The organism is Pseudonocardia sp. Ae717_Ps2 (genome assembly GCF_001932475.1).
GTDB lineage: Bacteria > Actinomycetota > Actinomycetes > Mycobacteriales > Pseudonocardiaceae > Pseudonocardia.
This window is the reverse complement of the sequence record NZ_MCIS01000001.1, coordinates 6,217,282-6,236,584: the sequence shown is the minus strand read 5'-3', so window position 1 is coordinate 6,236,584 and position 19,303 is coordinate 6,217,282. Positions and strand designations below refer to the sequence as shown.

The window sequence follows — 19,303 nt, the reverse complement described above, 5'->3', positions numbered from 1 at the left end:
CCTCGTCGCTCCGGCGCCCACTCCGTCGAGGACACCGTCACGACAGTCCTTACCTGCCGTGACGGGCGTCACGCAAGCGTTGCACGAGGGTGGCAGACCGGGTGAACGGCCGGTGTACGGACGTCCGTGACGACCCGATAGGTTCCGCGATCATGGGACACCGCGAGGAGCTTCTGGACGGGGCCGCGCAGTGCCTCTACGAGAAGGGGTTCGGCCGCACGACCGCACGGGACGTGGTGGCCGCGTCCGGGACGAACCTGGCCTCCATCGGGTACCACTTCGGCTCCAAGGACGCCCTGCTCACCGAGGCCCTGCTGCGGGCGACGACGGCCTGGGGCGAGGAGCTCGACCGGGCGCTCGCCGAGCCCGCCGGCGGGCCCACCGACCCGCAGCGACGGGTCGAGGAGACCTGGAGCCGGGTGGTCGGCCTGTTCTCCACCCAGCGAAGGCTGTGGGCCACCCACGTCGAGGCGCTCGCCCACGCCGAGCGGCTGCCCGAGCTGCGCGCGAAGCTCGCCGAGGCCCAGCGGGAGATCCGCGAGGGCCTGGCCCTCACCTTCCACACGCTGCCCGACGACCCGGCCGCCGCGGACCGCCGCGTGCACGTGCTCGGCTCCGTCTACCAGGCGCTGCTCACCGGGCTCATGGTCCAGTGGATGGTCGACCCCGACACCGCGCCGTCCGGTGTGGACATCGCCGAGGGGCTGCGCGCCATCGCGGACCGGGCCGACGCCTTCGCCTGATCCCCCCGGCGGGTCAGTGCCAGGGCTCGACCCGGCCGATGATCGTCCCGCCACGGACCGCACCGGGCTCGGCCACCCGCACGGTGAACGTCCCCAGCGCGAGGAAGCGCAGGGTGACGGTGCCCCCGGCGCTGACGTCGACGGCGCGGCCCTGCTCCGGGACCAGCACCCGGCGCGCGACGTCGCTGCCGACGGTGAGCACCACCGTCGTACCCCGTCTCACCCGCACGGTCGGGACCGCGGTCACCGGCCGTGCCTCCCAGTGGTCGAAGCGGACCGGGGTCAGGCCGTGGGAGTCGGCGGACGCGGTGACGGTCGGCCCGGCCGCGACGGTGCCCGTCGTCGGTCCGACGGCACCGCAGCCCGCGGCGGCCAGGGGGAGCACGAGCATCCCGGCGAGCAGCAGCCGGGCCGGTCTCCGCATGCCTCCATGCTGCCGGATGCGCGGCCGCAGACCCCGCCCGGTGCACCCGTTCGTGGCATTCGGCACGATCGGGTCGTGAGCCAGCACCCGATCGCCCCCGTTCCCCCGACGCTCTTCGACGACGAGCGCGAGCAGCGCTGGCGGTCCCGGTTCACCGCGGTCCGCATGTCGCGCCCCGGCTGGGCCCGCGACGCGCCGGCACGCTCGGTCTACGTCTCCAACGCGACCGGCACCTTCGAGATCCACGCGTGGGACCGCGACTCCGGGGAGCACCGCCAGGTCACCGACCGGCGCAACGGCACCACCTCGGCCGTGCTGCCGCCGGACGGCGGACAGATCTGGTGGTTCGCCGACACCGACGGCGACGAGTTCGGCCACTGGGTCGCCCAGCCGTGGGCCTCCGGCCCCGGCACCGACACCGTGCCCGCCGTCCCCGGTGTCGGCGACGGCTACCCGGCGGGCCTGGAGATCGGCCGCCGCGTCACCGCGGTCGGGGTGTCCACCGACGACGGCACCGTCCTGTCGGTGCACGAGCGCGGCTCCGGCACCGACGCGCGCGAGATCTACCGGCACACCGAGGACGCCGGCGTCGGCGCGCTGTCGGAGGACGAGACGCTGCTCGCCATCTCCCACTCCGAGCACGGCGACTCCCGCCACCCGTCGCTGCGGGTGCTCGACGTCGCCACCGGTGACACCGTCGCCGAACTGCACGACGGGCCCGGCCGCGGCCTCGCCGCGCTGGAGTTCTCCCCCGTCGCCGGGGACCAGCGGCTGCTCGTCGGCCACGAACGCCGCGGCCGCGACGAGCTGCTGGTCTGGGACCCGACCACCGGCGAGGTCACCGAGCTCGCGATCGACCTGCCCGGCGAGCTCGTCGGCGGCTTCGTCCCGGACGCCTCGGCACTGCTCGTCGCGCACACCCACGCCGCCAGGACCCGGCTGTTCCGCTACGCCCTGGACTCCGGCGAGCTGACCGCGCTTCCGACCGCGCCCGGCTGCGTCGGGTCCGCCGAGGTCCGCGACGACGGCACCGTGGAGTACTCCGCGTCGTCGGCGGCCACCCCGTCGCAGATCCGGGCGCTGCGCCCGGACGGCACCGACGACGTCCTGGTCGCCCCGCCCGGGGAGCGCCCGCCCGGCTCGGTCGCCGTGCGCGACGTGTGGACCGAGGGCCCCGGCGGCGCCGTGCACAGCCTCGTCGCCGAGGCGCCGCGCACCGACGACGGCCCGGCGCCCGCGGTGTTCGTGCTGCACGGCGGCCCGCACGCCGCCGACGAGGACCGTTTCGACGCCGGTCGGGCCACCTGGGTCGAGGCCGGGTTCACCGTCGTCGAGGTCAACTACCGCGGCTCCACCGGCTACGGCTCGGCGTGGCGCGACGCGATCGAGGGCCGCCCCGGGCTGACCGAGCTGGCCGACGTCGCCGCGGTGCAGGACGCGCTGGTCGCCGACGGCACCGTCGACCCGGCCCGCTGCGTCGTCGACGGCTGGTCCTGGGGCGGATACCTGTCGCTGCTCGCGGCGGGCACGCAGCCGCAGCGATGGGCCGCGGCCGTCGCCGGGGTGCCGGTGGCCGACTACGCCGCCGCCTACGCCGACGAGATGGAGCAGCTGCGCGCGTTCGACCGGGCGTTGTTCGGCGGCTCCCCCGACGAGCTGCCCGACCTCTACCGGGAGGCCTCGCCGCTGACCTACGTCGACGAGGTCCGGGTGCCGGTCCTGGTGCTGGCCGGGGAGAACGACCCGCGCTGCCCGATCCGTCAGATCGACAACTACCTGGACGCGCTGGCCGCGCGCGGGGACGTGCCCTACGAGGTCAGCCGGTTCGACGCCGGACACGGCTCGTTGGTGGTGTCCGACCAGCTGGACCTGATCGCGACCGAGGTCGACTTCGTGCGGCGAGCGCTGGCGAGCTGATCCGGGCTTTCCTTCACCCGCCCGCCGTTGTGGTTAACTTTGACCCCTCAAAGTTCACTACTGGGCTGTGCCGGACAACTTTACGAGGTACGTGACCGAATGGCAGAGCTCGTCGGAAGGTTCTGGGAACCCAGTTGGGATGCGACCACCCGGGAAGCCCGACGCGGGGGACGCTACACCGCGTACGTCCCTGATCCCCTCGACGGGCGACCGCTCTCCCTCGGAGGCGTGCTCGGCCACAGAGCCGCGGCGGTGGAGTCCGCGGTACGAGGACTGGCAACCGGCCCCGGCGGCAGGGGACTGGAGAGTCTCGCCCGCTTCCTCCTACGGTCCGAGGCCATCGCGTCGTCCCGTATCGAGGGGATGCACGTGTCCGCGCAACGGGTGGCCATCGCCGAGTTGGCGGAGTCGGAACGGGTAGGTCAGGGCAAGGTCAGCGCGAGCGCTCGGTTCGTGGCGAACAACATCGCCGTCCTGCGAGCCGCCGCGACCGATCTGACCGAAGGCGCCGCGGTGACGGTCGACGCCGTCAACGGTCTGCACCGGGCGCTGCTGCCCGAGGACCACCACGGTCTGCGCACCGTGCAGAACTGGATCGGCGGCGGGGGGTGGAATCCGCTCGGGGCCGACTTCGTGCCGCCTCCCCCGGAACAGGTACATCCTCTGATGGAGGATCTGGTCGCTTTCGCGACGGGCGGCGTCCACGCCCCGCTGGTGCAGGCCGCGCTGGTGCATGCGCAGTTCGAGACGATCCACCCGTACACCGACGGCAACGGACGCGTCGGCCGCGCGCTGATCCACACCGTCCTCACGCGCCGCGGCCTCACCCCCACCGCCATCCTCCCGATCAGCCTGGTGTTGCTCACCCACTCGGACGCCTATGTCAACGGGTTGACCGCGTACCGGTACACGGGTCCGGCGGACTCGGCCGAAGCCTGGGAGGGCACCGCAGCGTGGTTGTCCACATTCGTCGAAGCGGCGGCGACTGCCGTCGACCAGGTCGAGCGTTTCAGCGCAGACCTCGTGGAGCTGCGGGACGACTGGTCCGCGCGTCTCTCCGCCCTGCGAACCACGCGTGGGATACGTGACGTCCCACGAGCGGGGTCCGCCGTCGCACGACTCCTGGATCTCCTGCCAGAGGCCCCGCTCGTGACCGCTGCGACGCTCTGCCGTCTGCTCGGCGTCTCCGCTCCGGCCGCGCACAAAGCGCTCGACGAGTTGACAGATGCCGGCATCCTCACCCGCAGGGCACTGGATCGTGGGACACGGGGCTACTTCGCGCAGGACGTGTTCGACCTGCTCACCTTCGCCGAGCGACGGCTCGCCAGCACCCGTTGGGACACCCGCCGGTCGGCTCCTGACCGCCCTGTCCCCGCGGCACCTCAGCGCTGACGCCGCCCGCCGAGCAGGCCCAGCACGTTCTCCGGCGGCCTGCCCACGACGGCCCGGTCGCCGTCGATCACCACGGGCCGCTCGATCAGCTTCGGCTCGGCGGCCAGCGCGTCGAGCAGGGTGTCCCGGTCGGCCCCGGCGAGGCCCTGCTCGCGGAACGCGGGCTCACCGGTGCGGGTGATCGCGAGCGGGTCCTCGGTGCCCAGCGCGGCCAGCGCCCGTTCGAGCTCGGCGCGGCTCGGCGGGTCGTCGAGGTAGCGGCGCACCGTCGGCTCCGCACCGTGCTCGGTCAGCAACGCGAGGGCGGCGCGGCTCTTCGAGCAGCGCGGGTTGTGCCAGATCTCCACGGCCCGAGCCTAGGACGCACGACGGCCCCGGGGGTGTCCCCGGGGCCGTCGGTCGGTGCGCGGAGCGGTCAGCCGCCGTTGCGGACGGCCTGCTCGATCCGGTCGCCGATGTTCTTGTCGACGTTGCGCCAGTACTCGAAGGCACGCTGCAGGACCGGCTCGGACACGCCGTCGAGCAGGTGCCCGGCGACGTTGCCGACGAACCGTTCGCGGGCGGCGTCGTCGAAGACCTCGCGGACCATGATCCCCGCCTGGCCCCAGTCGTCGTCGGACTCGCGCAGCGTGTACGCGCTGCGGACCATGTCGCCGTCGGCGTACCAGAGAGCCTCCGAGACCCGCTTCGGGTCGGCCGCCGGGCCGCCGTAGGAGTTCGGCGCGTAGATCGGGTCACGGGTGTTCGTGATCCGCATCGCGCCGTCCTTCTGGTAGTTGTTCACCTCGCTGCGCGGCGCGTTGACCGGGATCTGCTTGTAGTTGACCCCGAGCCGGGCGCGGTGGGCGTCGGCGTAGGAGAACCCGCGGGCGAGCAGCATCTTGTCCGGCGACAGCCCGGTGCCCGGCACCAGGTTGTTCGGCTCGAACGCGGCCTGCTCGATCTCGGCGTGGTAGTCCTCGACGTTCTGGTCCAGCGTCAGCTTCCCGACCTTGATCAGCGGGTAGTCGCTGTGCGGCCACACCTTGGTCAGGTCGAACGGGTTGTACCGGTAGGTCTTCGCGTCGGCGAACGGCATGACCTGCACGTACAACGTCCACGACGGGTGGTTGCCCGCCTCGATCTCGTTGTAGAGGTCGGCCTGGTGGTAGTCGGGGTCCGAGCCCGCGAGGGTGTCGGCCTCGTCCTGGGTCAGGCACTCCACGCCCTGGTCGGACTTGAAGTGGTACTTCACCCAGACCATCTCGCCGGCGTCGTTGATCCAGCTGTAGGTGTGGCTGGAGTAGCCGTTCATCTGCCGCCAGGACTTCGGGATGCCCCGGTCGCCCATCAGCCAGGTGACCTGGTGCGCCGACTCCGGCGACAGCGTCCAGAAGTCCCACTGCATGTCGTGGTCGCGCAGGTTGTTCGCCACGCGCCGCTTCTGGCTGCGGATGAAGTGCTGGAACTTCATCGGGTCGCGGACGAAGAAGACCGGCGTGTTGTTGCCGACCATGTCCCAGTTGCCCTCGGTGGTCCACAGCTTGAGCGAGAACCCGCGCGGGTCACGCCAGGTGTCAGGGCTGCCACGCTCACCCGCGACGGTGGAGAACCGGATGATCCCCCGGGACTCGACGCCGGGCTGCAGGAACGCGGCCTTGGTGTACTGCGAGACGTCCTCGGTGGTCTCGAACTTCGCGAAGGCTCCGCCGCCCTTGGCGTGGGGCTGACGCTCCGGGATGCGCTCCCGGTTGAAGTTCGCCATCTGCTCGATGAGGTAGTGGTCGTTGAGCAGGAGCGGGCCGTCGGGGCCGATGGTCAGCGAGTGCTCGTCGCTGGCGACCGGGCTGCCGGAGTCCGTGGTGGTGGGCTTGGGCTGGTGCGACGTGGTCACGGCCGAGCCTCCTCGTACGCGTGGTGGGTGGGGCGGGCGGGTGATGGCCCGCCGGTGCGACCGAGACGCTCCCGCGGCTGCGCGGCCGCGTCGCGGTCGGCGGTGTTCGGTACCCACTGACTTCCCGTGCGGCCCAGGTCGAAACCCCGAACCGGTTCGCGACGACGCCGGGGCGCGGGTCAGGATGGGGTCGTGCCCGACACCGCCGCCACCGCACCGCGTACCGGCCTCGGCGCGTTCGCCGACGTGCTGCGCCTGCCCGGGGTCGGCGCGATCACCGCGATCGGCATGGCCGCCCGCATCCCCGCGACGGCCGTCGGCGTCACCCTGACCCTGCACACCGTCACCACCCTGGGCCACGGCTTCGGTGCCGCCGGCCTCGTCGCCGCCGCGGTCCCGACCGGGATGGCGATCGGCGCCCCACTGCTCGGGACGGTGGTCGACCGCTACGGGCTGCGCCCGGTCCTGGCCCTCACGATGACCGCGGGCCTGCTGTTCTGGTCGGTCGCGCCGCTGCTCGGCTACGCCGGTCTGCTCGGCGCGGCCTTCGTCGCCGGCGTCCTGACCCTCCCGGTGTTCTCCCTGGTCCGGCAGGTCATCGCGGCCGCCGTCCCGCCGGGACGGCGACGCCCCGCGTTCGCGCTGGACTCGATGACCGTCGAGATCTCCTACATGGCCGGGCCCGCCGTCGGGTCGCTGCTGACGGTGTGGCTGGGCTCGGCGACGACGATGCGCGTGATCGGCGCCGGGTTCGTCCTGGCCGGGATCGCGCTGTGGCGGCTCGACCCTCCGGTCCGCGCCGACGGCGACGAGGCCGCCCGCTCCGGCCCCCGCCCACCGCTGCGCAGCTGGCTGACCCGGCCGCTGGTCGGCGCGCTGCTGACGGTGACCGCCGCGGTGATCGCGATCATGGGCACCGAGTTCGCGTTCATCGCCGCCCTCACCTCCGCCGGGCAGGCGTGGGCGATCGCGCTGGTCAACGTGGTGTGGTGCCTGGCGTCGCTGGTGGGCGGGTTCCTCTACGGCAGTGCCCGCCGCAGCCTGCCCCTGCCGCTGCTGCTCGCCGCCCTCGGTCTGGCGACGTTCCCGGCGGCGCTGGCCTGGTCGTGGTGGAGCCTGCTGTTCCTGCTGATTCCGGCGGGCCTGGCGACCGCGTCGACGCTCGCGGCGGGCAGTGCCGCGATCGGCGATCTCGCCCCGGACCGGGTGCGCGGCCTGGTCACCGGGCTGCAGGGCTCCGCGACGACGCTCGGGATCGCGATCGCGACCCCGCTCGCGGGGCTGCTGGTCGACACCGCGTCCCCCGGCGCGGCGATGCTGGTGTGCGGGTCGGTCGCGGTCGTCGCCGCCGCGGTGGCGGCGCCGCTGCTGCGGGCCCGGGCCTGACCGGCCGGGGCCGCACGGCCGTCGGCGTCACCGAGATGCACCTCAGCGGGAATCGTGGATCTTCCAGGCCCGCTGGGCTGCATCTCGGTGATCCCGCTGCCGTCGGATGGTCGACGAGCGGTCGCGCAAGTCGGACACTGAGAGCGTCCACAGACGATCAGCGCAGCGCACCGCCCGGGCGCGGCGGACGGGTGTGCCACTCGGGCAGACTGGACCGAGTGAGCGCACCGCCCCACCCCGACTCCGAGACCCAGCCCATCCCGAGTGGGCGGCCCCGTCGCCGGGGAGGTCGGGTGCGCTGGGGGTTCGCGCTGCTCCTCGGCGCCGCGGCCGCGCTCGCGACGCTGCCCGACCTCGTCGGCCTCGACGCCCACTCGCCGTTCGCGCAGGTCATCGCGTTCCGGCCGCTGATGGTCGCCGCGCTCGGCGTGCTGGTCGTGGTCGGCCTGTTGATCACCCTGGCCGCCCGCCGGTTCTGGCCGGTGCCGGTCGTCCTCGCGCTGGTGGCGCTGGTCGGCGCCGCGATGGTGCTCCCCCGCACCGTGGCGAGCCCCGCCCCCGCCGGCGGGACCCCGCTGAAGGTGCTGGCGCTCAACGTCTACGAGGGCAACGCCGACGCACGGTCCCTCGCCGCGCTCGTCGCCGAGCAGAACCCCGACGTCGTCTCGATCCCGGAGGCGGGCGGGCGCTACGAGAGCGAGATCGCCCCGCTGCTGGAGCCGCTGGGCTACCGGACCGCGTCGAGCGTCGACCGCTGGGACCGCGACGTCACCGGCAACACCGTCGCCTGGTCGGACCGGCTCGGCGACGTCCGCACCCGGGTCGGCAAGGACGTCCGCTTCGACTACATCGAGATCACCGGCGGCGGCCTGGGGGACCTGCGCTTCGTCGCGTTCCACTCCGTCGCCCCGGTGCCGCGCTCGGTCGGGCAGTGGCGCTCGGACCTGGAGACCGTCGCCAAGTGGTGCTCCGGGACGAGCCCGGCGATCGTGGCCGGGGACTTCAACGCCAGCCTCGACCACTCGGTGTTCCGCGACGCCATCAGGGGCTGTGGCGACGCCGGGTCGCAGACCGGCAACGGGCTGGCCGGGACCTGGCCGACCTGGGCACCGGCGTGGCTGGGGCCGCAGATCGACCACATCGTCTACACCGGCGGTATCAGCGCGGAGTCCTTCTCGACGCACCTGGTGCCGGGCACCGACCACCGCGCGATCGTCTCGACGCTGCGCCTGCCGTAGACCCTCCACGACCGACGGCCGCCGCCCCGGATGTCCGGGACGGCGGCCGTCGTCGTGGAAGGGAGGTATCAGCCGGCCGCAGCGACCGTCTCCGCCACCTCGTAGGTGTTCAGCGCGGCGCCCTTGCGCAGGTTGTCCCCGCACACGAACAGCTCCAGGGTGTTCGGGAAGTCCAGCGACTGCCGGATCCGGCCCACCACGGTCGGGTCCCCGCCGACGGCGTCGGCCGGGGTCGGCCACTCACCGGCGGCCGGGTCGTCCTTCACCACGATGGTCGGCTGCGCGCCGAGCACCTTGCGGGCCGCGTCCACCGAGACCTCCGAGGAGAAGGTCGCGTGGATCGCCAGCGCGTGCGTGGTGACGACCGGGACGCGCACGCAGGTCGCGGAGACCTTGAGCTCCGGGATCCCGAGGATCTTGCGGGACTCGTTGCGGACCTTCAGCTCCTCCGACGACCAGCCGTCCTCCTTGAGCGAGCCCGCCCACGGCACGACGTTGAGCGCCAGCGGGGCGGGGAACGGCGAGCCGTCCCCGACCGGGATCCCGGCCTCGGTGAGCACCGCGGCGACGTCGCCGGAGACCTTGCCGGCGTCCTTGCCCGCCAGCGCGGAGATCTCGGCCTGCAGCTGGTCGATGCCGGGCTGACCGGCGCCCGACGCCGCCTGGTACGACGACACCACCAGCGCCTCGAGACCGAACTCGCGGTGCAGCGCACCCATCGCCGCCATCATCGACAGCGTCGTGCAGTTCGGGTTGGCGATGATGCCCTTGGGGCGCTCGGTCACCTTCTCCGGGTTGACCTCGGGCACCACGAGCGGGACCTCGGGGTCCATCCGGAACGCACCGGAGTTGTCGACGGCGATCGCGCCGCGGGAGGCGGCGATCGGCGCCCACTCGGCGGAGACCTCGTCCGGCACGTCGAACATCGCGATGTCGACGCCGTCGAAGACCTCGGGCGCGAGCTCCAGGACGGTGATGTCCTGGCCGCGGACCGTCAGCACCTTGCCGGCGCTGCGCGCGGACGCGATCAGCCGGATCTCGCCCCACGGCACCGACTCGCGCGCGTCGATGATCTCGATCATGGTGGTGCCGACGGCACCGGTCGCGCCGACGAGCGCCAGAACGGGCTTGTCCATGGCCATCCCGCTCACCGGCCCGTTCCGGCGGCGACCACCGCGTCGTCCTCGGCGCCGAGCTCGAACGCCACGTGCAGCGCCTGCACCGCGTCGTCGAGCTGGTCGGAGCGGCAGATCACCGAGATCCGGATCTCCGAGGTGTTCATGGTCTCGATGTTGATCCCGGCGTCGGACAGCGCCTCGCAGAACTTGGCGGTGACGCCGGGGTGGTTGCGCATGCCGGCGCCGACCAGGGAGACCTTGCCGATGTCGTTGTCGTAGATCAGCTCGGCGAACCCGATCTCGGCCTTCGCGCGCTCCAGCGCCGCGACGGCGGTGTCACCGTCGGTGCGGGGCAGCGAGAAGGTGATGTCGGTCTTCTTGTCCGAGACGTTGGAGATGTTCTGCAGCACCATGTCGATGTTGATCTCCGCGTCGGCGACCGTGCGGAAGATCTTCGCCGCCATCCCGGGGGTGTCCGGCACGCCGGTGACGGTGATCTTGCCCTCGGACCGGTCGTGGGCGACGCCGGTGATGATCGGATTCTCCAACGGGATCTCCTCGATCGAGCCGGAGACCAGAGTGCCCGGCTTGTCGTTGTAGGAACTGCGCACCCGCAGCGGGACGCCGTAGCGGCGGGCGTACTCGACGGCGCGCAGGTGCAGCACCTTCGCGCCGGACGCGGCCAGCTCGAGCATCTCCTCGTAGGTGACCGTCTCGAGCAGGCTGGCCTTGGAGACGATCCGCGGGTCGGCGGTGTAGACGCCGTCGACGTCGGAGTAGATCTCGCAGACGTCGGCGTTCAGCGCGGCGGCCAGCGCGACGGCGGTGGTGTCCGACCCGCCGCGGCCCAGCGTGGTGATGTCGCGGGAGTCCGCGCTCATGCCCTGGAAGCCGGCGACGAGCACGATGTACCCCTCGTCGAGGGCCTCGCGCAGGCGCCACGGGTTCACCTCGGTGATGCGGGCGTCACCGTGCTTGGACGTGGTGAGCATCCCCGCCTGCGAGCCGGTGAACGACCGGGCCTCGGCGCCGAGGGAGTGGATCGCCATCGCGACGAGCGCGTTCGAGATGCGCTCCCCCGCGGTGAGCAGCATGTCCATCTCCCGCAGCGGCGGCTTCGGGGAGATCTGCTCGGCGAGATCGGTCAGCTCGTCGGTGGTGTCACCCATGGCGGACACGACGACGACGACATCGTGGCCCTCCTTGCGGGTGCGGACGATGCGCTCGGCGACCTTCTTGATGCGCTCCGCGTTCTCGACCGACGAACCGCCGTACTTCTGCACGACGAGGGCCACGCCGACCTCCAATCCTGACTCCGCGTGGGAGCCGTCGGGTGCACACTTCGACCGCCGTGATGCGCAGGTGACGCATCGGCGGCGCTGGTCGGAACGGAACAGTACCGGCGAGCACCGCCCGTTTTCAGGATCTGGACGGTCACCGATGACCCAGACCACACGGGCTCGCCCACGGACCGGCGCTCGGGTATGAGCCGCCCCTCACCCGACCGTCGTACGACGGCGGTGCCGACGGACCGCGTCGGTGTTGCCGCAGCGTGCGCTGCAGTAGCGCTGCCTGCCGTTGCGGGAGACGTCGGCGTAGACGCGGGTGCAGCCCTGCGCGGCGCACCGGCCGAGCCGGTCCATCCCCCGGGTCGCCAGGTGGGTGGCGGTGCCGGTCGCGAGCAGGGCACGCAGCACACCGGCCAGGCCCAGGCCGTCGTCGCGGTGGTGCAGGTGCCAGTGCCCGTCGTGGTCGGTGAGCCGCGGTGGCCCGGTCGACTCGGCGAGCAGGGCGTTGAGCAGCCGTGCCCGCTCCGCGCCGGGTCCGGCGTCGACGACCTCCTCCCACCGGCGCAGGAAGTCCCGCACCGCGGGCAGGTCGGACCCGACCGGCTCCCAGTCACGGGACACCCCGGCGGCGAGGCAACGCTCCACCAGCTCCTCGGTCGAGGACGGCGGCACGTTCACCAGGTCGGCCGCGAGCAGGACCGGATCCTGACCGTAAGGGTTGATAAGCACTGAACCATTACAGCAGCGTGGTCGTCGTGAGCACACCCCTGGACCACGAATGGCGCACCGCGTCCCGGCACCGCACCTCCGACGGCGTGGTGAGCTACCAACGCTGCCGGTGCGGGGCCTGGCGCATCCGGCTCGCCGCGCCCGGCACCGCCACCGTGGCGGCCAGTGCCGGGCGGGACCGCGCGCTCCGGTGAGCAGCGGTCCGGGGCGCGCTCACCCCAGGTCGACGATGGCGGCGACCGGCCCGCCTCCCTCGGGGCCCTGGTGGGCCGCGGACACGGACACGAACACCGCGGGGTCGCCGGTGACGGCGGCGGTGACCCCGCCGACGCAGGCCTTGATCTGGCGGTGCCAGTGCACGTCGGAGTCGTCGAGCATGGCGTTGCGCCGGCCGCGGACGGTGCCGTCCTGCGACGCCTCGCACTTGAGGAACACGTTGACCAGGCGACCGTCCAGGTCCGAGGTGTGCGGCCGCTCCGGCAGGTCCAGGCCCGCGTCGCGGATCGCCTTCCAGATGCCGTCGGCGTCAAGGGCGTCGGTCATCACCGAGTGCCCGATCCGGTAGCGGCCGCCGACCCCGGTCGCGTTCCCGACCACGACGACCTGGGCCCGGTCCAGCTCGACGCCCGACGAGCAGGACGCCACCGCCGAGTAGAGCCCGCGGTCGTGCATGACGTCGGCGTCGGACGGCATCTCGATCTCGCCGAGCGCCACGGCGACGCCGAGCGCGGTGCAGCCGTTGGACAGATCCATCGACTCGTGGGTGTGCTCGGTCCACACGGTCTTCCCGCGGGACTTGGCGTCACGGATGGTGTGGATGGTCAGCAGCGGGGTCTTGGTCTGGACGTAGTGCACGTCGGCGGGGTCGGTGATGCCGGCCTTCTTCATCGCGGCCTGCACCGCGTCGGCCACCTTGGTGATCATCGGCGTGCGGCCGATGTCCTCCGGTGCCAGCTGCTCGCTCATCGCGAAGCCGACGGTCAGACGGGGCTCGTCGGAGGGCACGACGTCCTCCGGCGGGACGGTCGCGAAGATCGTCGCGTGCGGGCTGATCACGCCGTCGGTGCCGCCGGACCAGACGATCGGGACCTCCCGGACCTGCTCGGCCGGGGCGCCCTTCTCGACCAGCACCTCGCGGAAGGCACGGTCGGCGATGATGCGGGTGTAGTCGTTGACCCCGCCGTTCCCCTCGGTCTTGCCGATGATCGCGACGACCCGGTCGGCGTGCAGGACCCCGTCGTCGATCAGCGACGCGAGCTCGCTCGCGTCGGCCACGGAGTGGATCGGGACCTTGCGCACCTCGATGGCGTCGGGCATGACGGACTCTCCTTCTCCAGCGGTCTCAGGACGGGACGACGACGGTTCCGGCGTCGCCGGTGACGGCCTCGGTGATGTGGGCGAGGTCGGTGATGACGGCGCGGGTGCCGCCGTTCTCGACGAAGCGGCAGGCCGCGTCGACCTTGGGGCCCATCGAGCCGCCGGCGAAGTGACCGTCGGCGGCGTGGGCACGCAGCTTCTCGACACCGATCGTGCCGAGCGGCTCGGCGGCCGGGGTCCCGAAGTGCAGCACCGCGTGCGGTACGTCGGTGCCGATGACGAGCACGTCCGCGCCGACCGTGCGGGCGAACAGCGCGGCACCGAGGTCCTTGTCGATGACGGCCTCGACGCCGGCCAGCTCGCCGCCGGGCAGCCGCACGACCGGGATCCCGCCGCCGCCGTTGCCGACGACGACGAACCCGGCGTCGACCAGGGCCCGGATCGCCGGGCCGTCGACGATCTCGAGCGGCTCGGGCGAGGCGACCATCCGGCGCCATCCCCGCTCGCCACGGTCCTGCCAGGTCTGGCCGTGTGCGACCAGCACGGCGGCCTCGTCGGCAGGGAGGTGGCGCCCGACCGGCTTCGACGGCCGGAGCAGGCCCGGGTCGTCGGCCGCGACCCGGGTGCGGGTCACCACGGCGGCGGTGCGCCGGTCGACCCCGGCCGCCGCCAGCGCCGCGTCGAGCGCCGTGGTGAGGACGAAGCCGAGCGTCCCCTGGGTCTGCGCGCCGCACCAGTCCAGCCCGACCGGTGGGACGACGGCGGCCGCCAGCTCGTTCTTGACCAGCAGGTTCCCGACCTGCGGGCCGTTGCCGTGGGTGATGACGATGTCGTGGTCGCGGGCCAGCAGCCCGGCCACCGCCCCGGCGGCGACGCGCGCCGCGGCGATCTGGTCCTCCGGCCGCGCGCTGCCGTCGGCGGCGGTCATCGCGTTGCCGCCCAGTGCCAGCAGGACCCTCACGACGACGCCCCCGGGAGCGGGGTGGCCGCCGTGCCGCTCGCCGTGGCACCGGCGGCGGAGACCGGGCCTGCTCGCCGGCAGGGGTCACCGACGATCATGGGTGCTCCTTCCCGAGGAGATGGGCGAGCGGGCGGGTGCCCACGGGCAGGCCGTACCGGTCGTAGTAGGCGAACATCGCGTCGAGAACCGGGCCGAGGCCGGACGGCCCGGGGACCCGCTCGGCGGTCGTGCCCGCCTCCGCCGCCAGCTCGGCGACGGTCGCGGTGCGCGTCGCGAGCTCGTAGGTGGCGCCCTCGTGGCCGGGTTCGGTCAGGACGGTCGCGGCGGCCGCCCCGACCTCGTCGAGGTCGGCGAACCCGAAGACGGCGTGCACGTCGTAGGGCACCCGGACCGGCCCGGTCAGGTCCAGGTTCTGCAGGTAGGCGCCGGGCTGCAGGATCGTCCAGCGCAGCCCGGACCGGCGGACGACGTCCTCGGCCCTGGCCTTGCCCAGGTGGTGCGGCATGTCCGGGGCGTACGGCGCGGCCACCGAGTGGTAGCCGACCCGGGTGACGCCCGCGGTGCGGAGCCCGTCGAGCCAGCCCGCGACCAGCGCGGGCTCGTCCGGGTGCAGGTTCGGGGCGATCAGGTAGGCGGCGTCGGCGCCGGCCGCGGCCCCGGCGACGTCGTCCGCGCGCCCCAGCGGGACGGCGGTGGCGCCCCGCGCCCGCAGCGCGGCCGCCACCGCCCGCCCGGTCTTGCCGTGGCCCCCGCAGATCACGACCCGCACGGCGACCTCAGAGCCGGTCGACGTCGGCGTACGCGGCCCCGCCGGCCAGCGTCGCGTAGCCGGGGCCGCGGTCGAAGAACGCGTCGTCGTCGCGGGACCACGCGGCGCGATCCGCGCGCTCGGCCGTGGTGGCGCCCGCGTCGAAGCCGAGGGTGCCGTCGTCGAGGTCCCCGGTCAGGACGACGCCGTAGTCGGCCAGCGCCGCCGCGGCGGACACCTTGCGCCACAGCACGTCCCGCACGACGGCCGCCGGGTCGCGGCGCAGCGGGTCGCCCCAGCCGCCGCCCCCGGTGGTGCGGATCCGGATCACCTCACCGGCCCGGACCGGCTCGGCGTCGGCCAGCGCGTCGACCACCCGCTCGCGCGGCCCGCCCGGGTCGATCACGACCTCGAAGGGCCGCCCCGCCTTCCCGCCGCGGACCCCCCAGCAGGCCAGGATCGACCGGTCCGCGATCGACATGAAGTGCGCGTCCTTGAGCATCCGGACGTGCTTCTCGTAGCCGAGGCCACCACGGAACTCCCCGGCGCCGCCGGAGTCGGTGGCCAGCGACAGCGACTCGACCCGGAACGGGAAGCGGGCCTCGGTGAACTCGGTGGGCAGGTTCCGCGAGTCGGGGACGACGTGGATGGTGTCCTCGCCGTCGGCGTAGTAGCGGCCGCCGGAGCCACCGCCCAGCACCTCGCGCATGAGGTACGGGCGGCCCTCGAGGTCCTCGCCGTAGACGCCGGTGTAGCGGATCGTCTCCTGGTCGGCGGGCATCCGGCCGTCGACGGCCTTGGCGACGACACCGGCGAGCACCCCGAGCAGCCGCAGGATGACGAAGGTGCGCGCGTTGGTCGGCGCGGGGAACACCGGGGTCAGCAGCGTCCCGGGCGGCGGGAACCGCATCTCGATGAGCGGGACGACCCCCTCGTTGACGTCGAGCTCGGCCATCCGCTCCGGGGAGTCGGCGAGGTTGCGCAGGATCGGCGCGAGCCACTTCTTGAGGAAGACGCCGTCGGAGTAGTCGCCGCAGTGGTTGATCGGCCCCTTGGCCTGCGGGGAGGTGCCGGCGAAGTCGAGGATCAGCCGCTCGCCGTCGGGGTCGTCGGGGCCGGTGCGGGTGAGCGTGATCCGCTGGGCGTGCAGGCGGGGCTCGTCGACGCCGTCGTGCTCGGCGTAGTCCTCCCAGGTCCAGGTCCCCACCGGGATCCGGCCGAGGATCTCGCGGCGGTAGGTCTCGGTGGTGCGGGAGATGATCGCGTCGAAGCAGGACTCGACGGTGTCGGTGCCGTAGCGGTCGAAGAGCTCGCCGAGGCGACGGGCACCCATCAGGCAGGCCGAGCACTCGGCGTCGAGGTCGGCGGCGAGCGAGTCGGGCATCCGGGAGTTGCGCGTCATGATCGCCAGGGCGGCCCGGTTCGGGACGCCCGCGTCCCACAGCCGGATCGGCGGGACCATCAGTCCCTCCTCGAACACACTCGTGGCGTTCGAGGGCATCGAGCCGGGGACCGCCCCGCCGATGTCGTCGTGGTGGCCGAAGGCCTGCACGAACGCGACCACCCGCCGGTCCTCCGCGGGACCCGCGAACACCGGGACGGTGACGCACAGGTCGGGCAGGTGACCGATGCCGCCCTCGGAGCGGTAGACGTCGTTGTGGAAGAAGACGTCGCCCTCGCGCATCTGGTCCAGCGGGAACTCCCGGGCGATCGGGTGCACGAGCGCGGAGTAGGAGCGGCCGGTGAGCTTGCGCAGCCTCCGGTCGTGGATGCCGGCCCGGAAGTCGTGCGCGTCGCGGATCATCGGGCTGCGGCTGGTGCGGGCGATAGCCGTCTCGACCTCGGACTCCACACTGGTCAGCGAGCCCTGCACGATCTCGACGAGGACCGGGTCGGCGCTCGCACCGGCGTCCTCGGTCAGTGGGCCGAAGGGAAACGCCGTGGGGGCGCGACGCGAGCCGGTGTCGGCCGGGCGGTCGGTCGTCGCTGGGGTCGCTGGGGTCACTGGGCGGCCCTCCGGGTCACGATGATGTTCAGGCGGCTGTCGACGCGGGCGGTGAAGCCCGGGTGCAGCGGGACGGTGGAGCCGAACTCCTCGACGACGGCCGGGCCGTCGACGACCGCGCCGGGGACGAGGTCGGTCCGCCGGTACACCGGGGTGTCGAGGTAGCCCTGCGCGGCGTCGAAGCAGACCGGGCGCCGGCCCGCCGCGGCGACGACCGGGTCGGCGACGAGGTCGTGGGTGGCGATCTCCGGGCGGCGGATCGGGCCGATGCCCGAGACGCGGATGTTGACCCACTCGACCTGCTGGCCGGGGTCGCCCGCGAAGTCGTAGCCGTAGAGGGCCCGGTGCGCGGCGTGGAAGGCGTCGGCGACCGCGGCCAGGGTGTCCGGGGTGACGGGTCCGTCCGGCACCGGGACGCGCACCTCGAAGGCCTGCCCGAAGTAGCGCAGGTCGGCGGTGCGGACGAAGGCGTGCTGCGCGGCCCGGAACCCCTCCCGGCCCAGCGCGGCCGCGGCCTGCGCGGTGAGGTCGTCGACGACGCGGGAGACCTCGGCCGGGTCGAGCCCGTCGGCCAGCGCGACGTGGGTCTGCACGTAGTCGTTCTTCACGTCCACGGTGAGCAGGCCGAACGCGGACACGTTGCCGGGGTTCGGCGGGACCAGGACGGTCGGGACGCCGAGCACGTCGACGAGCCGGCACAGCAGCAGGGACCCGGACCCGCCGAAGGTGGTGAGGGCGAAGTCGCGCACGTCGAGGCCGCGCTTGACGGTGACCTGGCGCAACGCGTTGGCCTGGTTCCAGGCGGAGATCTCCAGGACGCCGGTGGCACAGGCCTCCGGGGTCAGGTCGAGCTCCTTGGCCAGGCGCTCGATGCCGGCGCGGGCGGCGTCGACATCGAGCGGGATCTCCCCGCCGAGCAGGTGCGGGGGGATGCGGCCGAGGACGACGTGCGCGTCGGTGACGGTCACCTCGGTGCCGCCCCTGCCGTAGCAGAGCGGACCGGGGTCGGCGCCGGCCGAGTGCGGGCCGACCTTGAGGGTGCCCTCCGGCGAGATCCAGGCGATCGAGCCACCGCCGGCGCCGACGGTCACGACGTCGATCATCGGGATCTTGGACGGGAACCGCCCGACCGTGCCCTCGGTGGTGAGCGTCGGCTCGCCACCGATGACGACGCTGACGTCGGTGGAGGTGCCGCCGCCGTCGGAGGTGAGGACCTTGTCGTAGCCGGCCTCCTGCGCGATCAGCGCGGCACCGAGCGCCCCGGCGGCAGGTCCGGACAGGACGGTCGTGATCGGCTGGTGGACGACCTCGTCGGCGGACAGGACGCCGCCGTTGGACTTCATGACGTAGAACGGGATCGCGCGGCCGTCGTACTCGGTGAGCCGCTCGGTGATGTTGGCGACGTAGGCCGACAGCCGCGGCTTCACCGCGGCGTCGACGAGGACCGTCGTGGCCCGCTCGAACTCGCGGTACTCGCGCAGGACCTCGCTGGACAGCGACACGACGGCGGCCGGGTGCTCCTCGGCGAGGACCTCCCGCATCCGCTGCTCGTGGGTGGGGTCGGCGTAGGCGTGCAGGAAGCAGACGCCCAGGGTGTCGACGCCGTGGTCGCGGAACCAGCGGGCGGTCGCGCGGGCCCCGGCCTCGTCGAACGGGCGGACCTCGGCGCCGGTGAAGTCGAGCCGGCCCTCCACTCCGCGGACCAGGTCCCGGGGCACGATCCGGTTCGGCTTGACCCAGAAGTAGGAGTTGCCGTAGCCGTCCGGCACTGACTGGCGGGCGATCTCCAGCATGGCCTCGTAGCCGGCGGTGGTCACGAAACCGAGCCGGCCGACCTTCCCCTCGAGCAGGAGGTTGGTGGCGACGGTCGTGCCGTGGCTGACGGCCTCGATCTCGGCGGCTGTTCTGATGCTCGTTCCGCCTGCGCTCCTCTGGCTCGCACCCAGCAGCTCCAGGACCTTGTCGATGCCGGCGAGGAAGCCGTCGGCCGGGTTGGCCGGGGTGGAGGGCGTCTTGGTCGTGACGAGCTCGCCCGACCGTTCGTCGAAGGCGACGACGTCGGTGAACGTGCCACCGGTGTCGATGCCGATCCGGATGCGCCGGCTCATCGGGGTCCTTCCTGCCTGGGGTCGGTGATGTCGATTGAACTCACCGACCGAGCGG

Annotated in this window: 17 protein-coding genes; 6 read left to right on the top strand and 11 right to left on the bottom strand. The window is 73.1% G+C overall.

Annotation, left to right across the window (positions count from 1 at the left end):
• Positions 1-152 precede the first annotated feature (152 nt).
• Positions 153-743 carry a TetR/AcrR family transcriptional regulator gene (locus Ae717Ps2_RS28895; protein ID WP_020623579.1) on the top strand — a complete coding sequence of 197 codons (591 nt, stop codon included), beginning with the start codon at positions 153-155 and terminating at the stop codon, positions 741-743.
• A 13-nt stretch (positions 744-756) separates the two neighbouring features.
• Here the strand turns inward: Ae717Ps2_RS28895 and Ae717Ps2_RS28890 are convergent, their stop codons facing one another.
• Entirely contained in the window at positions 757-1,167 is a 411-nt protein-coding gene (locus tag Ae717Ps2_RS28890) for a hypothetical protein (RefSeq protein ID WP_020623580.1), read from the bottom strand.
• 75 nt (positions 1,168-1,242) lie between these two features.
• On the opposite strand from Ae717Ps2_RS28890, the gene Ae717Ps2_RS28885 reads away from it, so the two are divergent.
• Positions 1,243-3,084: a prolyl oligopeptidase family serine peptidase gene (locus Ae717Ps2_RS28885; RefSeq protein WP_233147708.1), complete on the top strand. Its 1,842-nt coding sequence runs from the start codon at positions 1,243-1,245 to the stop codon at positions 3,082-3,084.
• 369 nt (positions 3,085-3,453) lie between these two features.
• Positions 3,454-4,476 (top strand): Fic family protein, encoded by a 1,023-nt coding sequence (locus tag Ae717Ps2_RS28880; RefSeq protein WP_233147707.1) that lies wholly within the window; start codon positions 3,454-3,456, stop codon positions 4,474-4,476.
• Here the strand turns inward: Ae717Ps2_RS28880 and arsC are convergent.
• Both arsC and Ae717Ps2_RS28870 read right to left on the bottom strand, forming a co-directional pair.
• Positions 4,467-4,823: an arsenate reductase (glutaredoxin) gene (gene arsC / locus Ae717Ps2_RS28875; protein ID WP_020623583.1), complete on the bottom strand. Its 357-nt coding sequence runs from the start codon at positions 4,821-4,823 to the stop codon at positions 4,467-4,469. The two genes, Ae717Ps2_RS28880 and arsC, sit on opposite strands and share 10 nt — an antisense overlap.
• A 68-nt stretch (positions 4,824-4,891) precedes the next feature.
• Positions 4,892-6,349, bottom strand: coding sequence for a catalase (locus Ae717Ps2_RS28870; RefSeq protein WP_020623584.1), 1,458 nt, complete (start codon positions 6,347-6,349; stop codon positions 4,892-4,894).
• 192 nt (positions 6,350-6,541) lie between these two features.
• Between Ae717Ps2_RS28870 and Ae717Ps2_RS28865 the strand changes: the two genes are divergently transcribed.
• Positions 6,542-7,735, top strand: coding sequence for an MFS transporter (locus tag Ae717Ps2_RS28865; protein WP_020623585.1), 1,194 nt, complete (start codon positions 6,542-6,544; stop codon positions 7,733-7,735).
• A gap of 218 nt (positions 7,736-7,953) precedes the next feature.
• On the top strand, positions 7,954-8,973 hold the full coding sequence (locus Ae717Ps2_RS28860; protein ID WP_139320149.1) for an endonuclease/exonuclease/phosphatase family protein: 1,020 nt from the start codon (positions 7,954-7,956) through the stop codon (positions 8,971-8,973).
• Between the two features lie 68 nt (positions 8,974-9,041).
• On the opposite strand, the gene Ae717Ps2_RS28855 is transcribed toward Ae717Ps2_RS28860, so the two are convergent.
• The 3 genes from Ae717Ps2_RS28855 to Ae717Ps2_RS28845 all read right to left on the bottom strand — a co-directional run bounded on the left by Ae717Ps2_RS28855 (position 9,042) and on the right by Ae717Ps2_RS28845 (position 12,109).
• Entirely contained in the window at positions 9,042-10,115 is a 1,074-nt protein-coding gene (locus Ae717Ps2_RS28855; RefSeq protein WP_075312495.1) for an aspartate-semialdehyde dehydrogenase, read from the bottom strand.
• A gap of 5 nt (positions 10,116-10,120) precedes the next feature.
• Positions 10,121-11,386, bottom strand: a complete 1,266-nt coding sequence (locus Ae717Ps2_RS28850) for an aspartate kinase (RefSeq protein ID WP_075334404.1) — start codon at positions 11,384-11,386, stop codon at positions 10,121-10,123.
• Between the two features lie 201 nt (positions 11,387-11,587).
• Positions 11,588-12,109, bottom strand: coding sequence for a CGNR zinc finger domain-containing protein (locus Ae717Ps2_RS28845; RefSeq protein WP_075334112.1), 522 nt, complete (start codon positions 12,107-12,109; stop codon positions 11,588-11,590).
• Positions 12,110-12,135: 26 nt separating this feature from the next.
• Here Ae717Ps2_RS28845 and Ae717Ps2_RS37515 point away from each other — a divergent pair, with 26 nt between their 5' ends.
• Positions 12,136-12,303, top strand: a complete 168-nt coding sequence (locus tag Ae717Ps2_RS37515; RefSeq protein ID WP_158071558.1) for a hypothetical protein — start codon at positions 12,136-12,138, stop codon at positions 12,301-12,303.
• Positions 12,304-12,322: 19 nt separating this feature from the next.
• On the opposite strand, the gene Ae717Ps2_RS28840 is transcribed toward Ae717Ps2_RS37515, so the two are convergent.
• The 5 genes from Ae717Ps2_RS28840 to Ae717Ps2_RS28820 all read right to left on the bottom strand — a co-directional run bounded on the left by Ae717Ps2_RS28840 (position 12,323) and on the right by Ae717Ps2_RS28820 (position 19,248).
• A complete protein-coding gene (locus Ae717Ps2_RS28840; protein ID WP_075308844.1) occupies positions 12,323-13,426 on the bottom strand; it encodes a ring-opening amidohydrolase in 1,104 nt (367 codons plus the stop codon).
• Between the two features lie 25 nt (positions 13,427-13,451).
• Positions 13,452-14,387, bottom strand: a complete 936-nt coding sequence (locus tag Ae717Ps2_RS28835) for a carbamate kinase (protein WP_075308846.1) — start codon at positions 14,385-14,387, stop codon at positions 13,452-13,454.
• A gap of 94 nt (positions 14,388-14,481) precedes the next feature.
• Positions 14,482-15,156 (bottom strand): SDR family oxidoreductase, encoded by a 675-nt coding sequence (locus Ae717Ps2_RS28830; RefSeq protein WP_075308848.1) that lies wholly within the window; start codon positions 15,154-15,156, stop codon positions 14,482-14,484.
• 7 nt (positions 15,157-15,163) lie between these two features.
• Positions 15,164-17,140 carry a hydantoinase B/oxoprolinase family protein gene (locus tag Ae717Ps2_RS28825; RefSeq protein ID WP_083702526.1) on the bottom strand — a complete coding sequence of 659 codons (1,977 nt, stop codon included), beginning with the start codon at positions 17,138-17,140 and terminating at the stop codon, positions 15,164-15,166.
• The gene (locus Ae717Ps2_RS28820; RefSeq protein ID WP_075334111.1) at positions 17,137-19,248 is read right to left on the bottom strand and encodes a hydantoinase/oxoprolinase family protein; all 2,112 of its coding nucleotides are present in this window, start codon (positions 19,246-19,248) and stop codon (positions 17,137-17,139) included. Before Ae717Ps2_RS28820 ends, Ae717Ps2_RS28825 begins: the two co-directional genes overlap by 4 nt.
• Between the last annotated feature and the right edge of the window lie 55 nt (positions 19,249-19,303).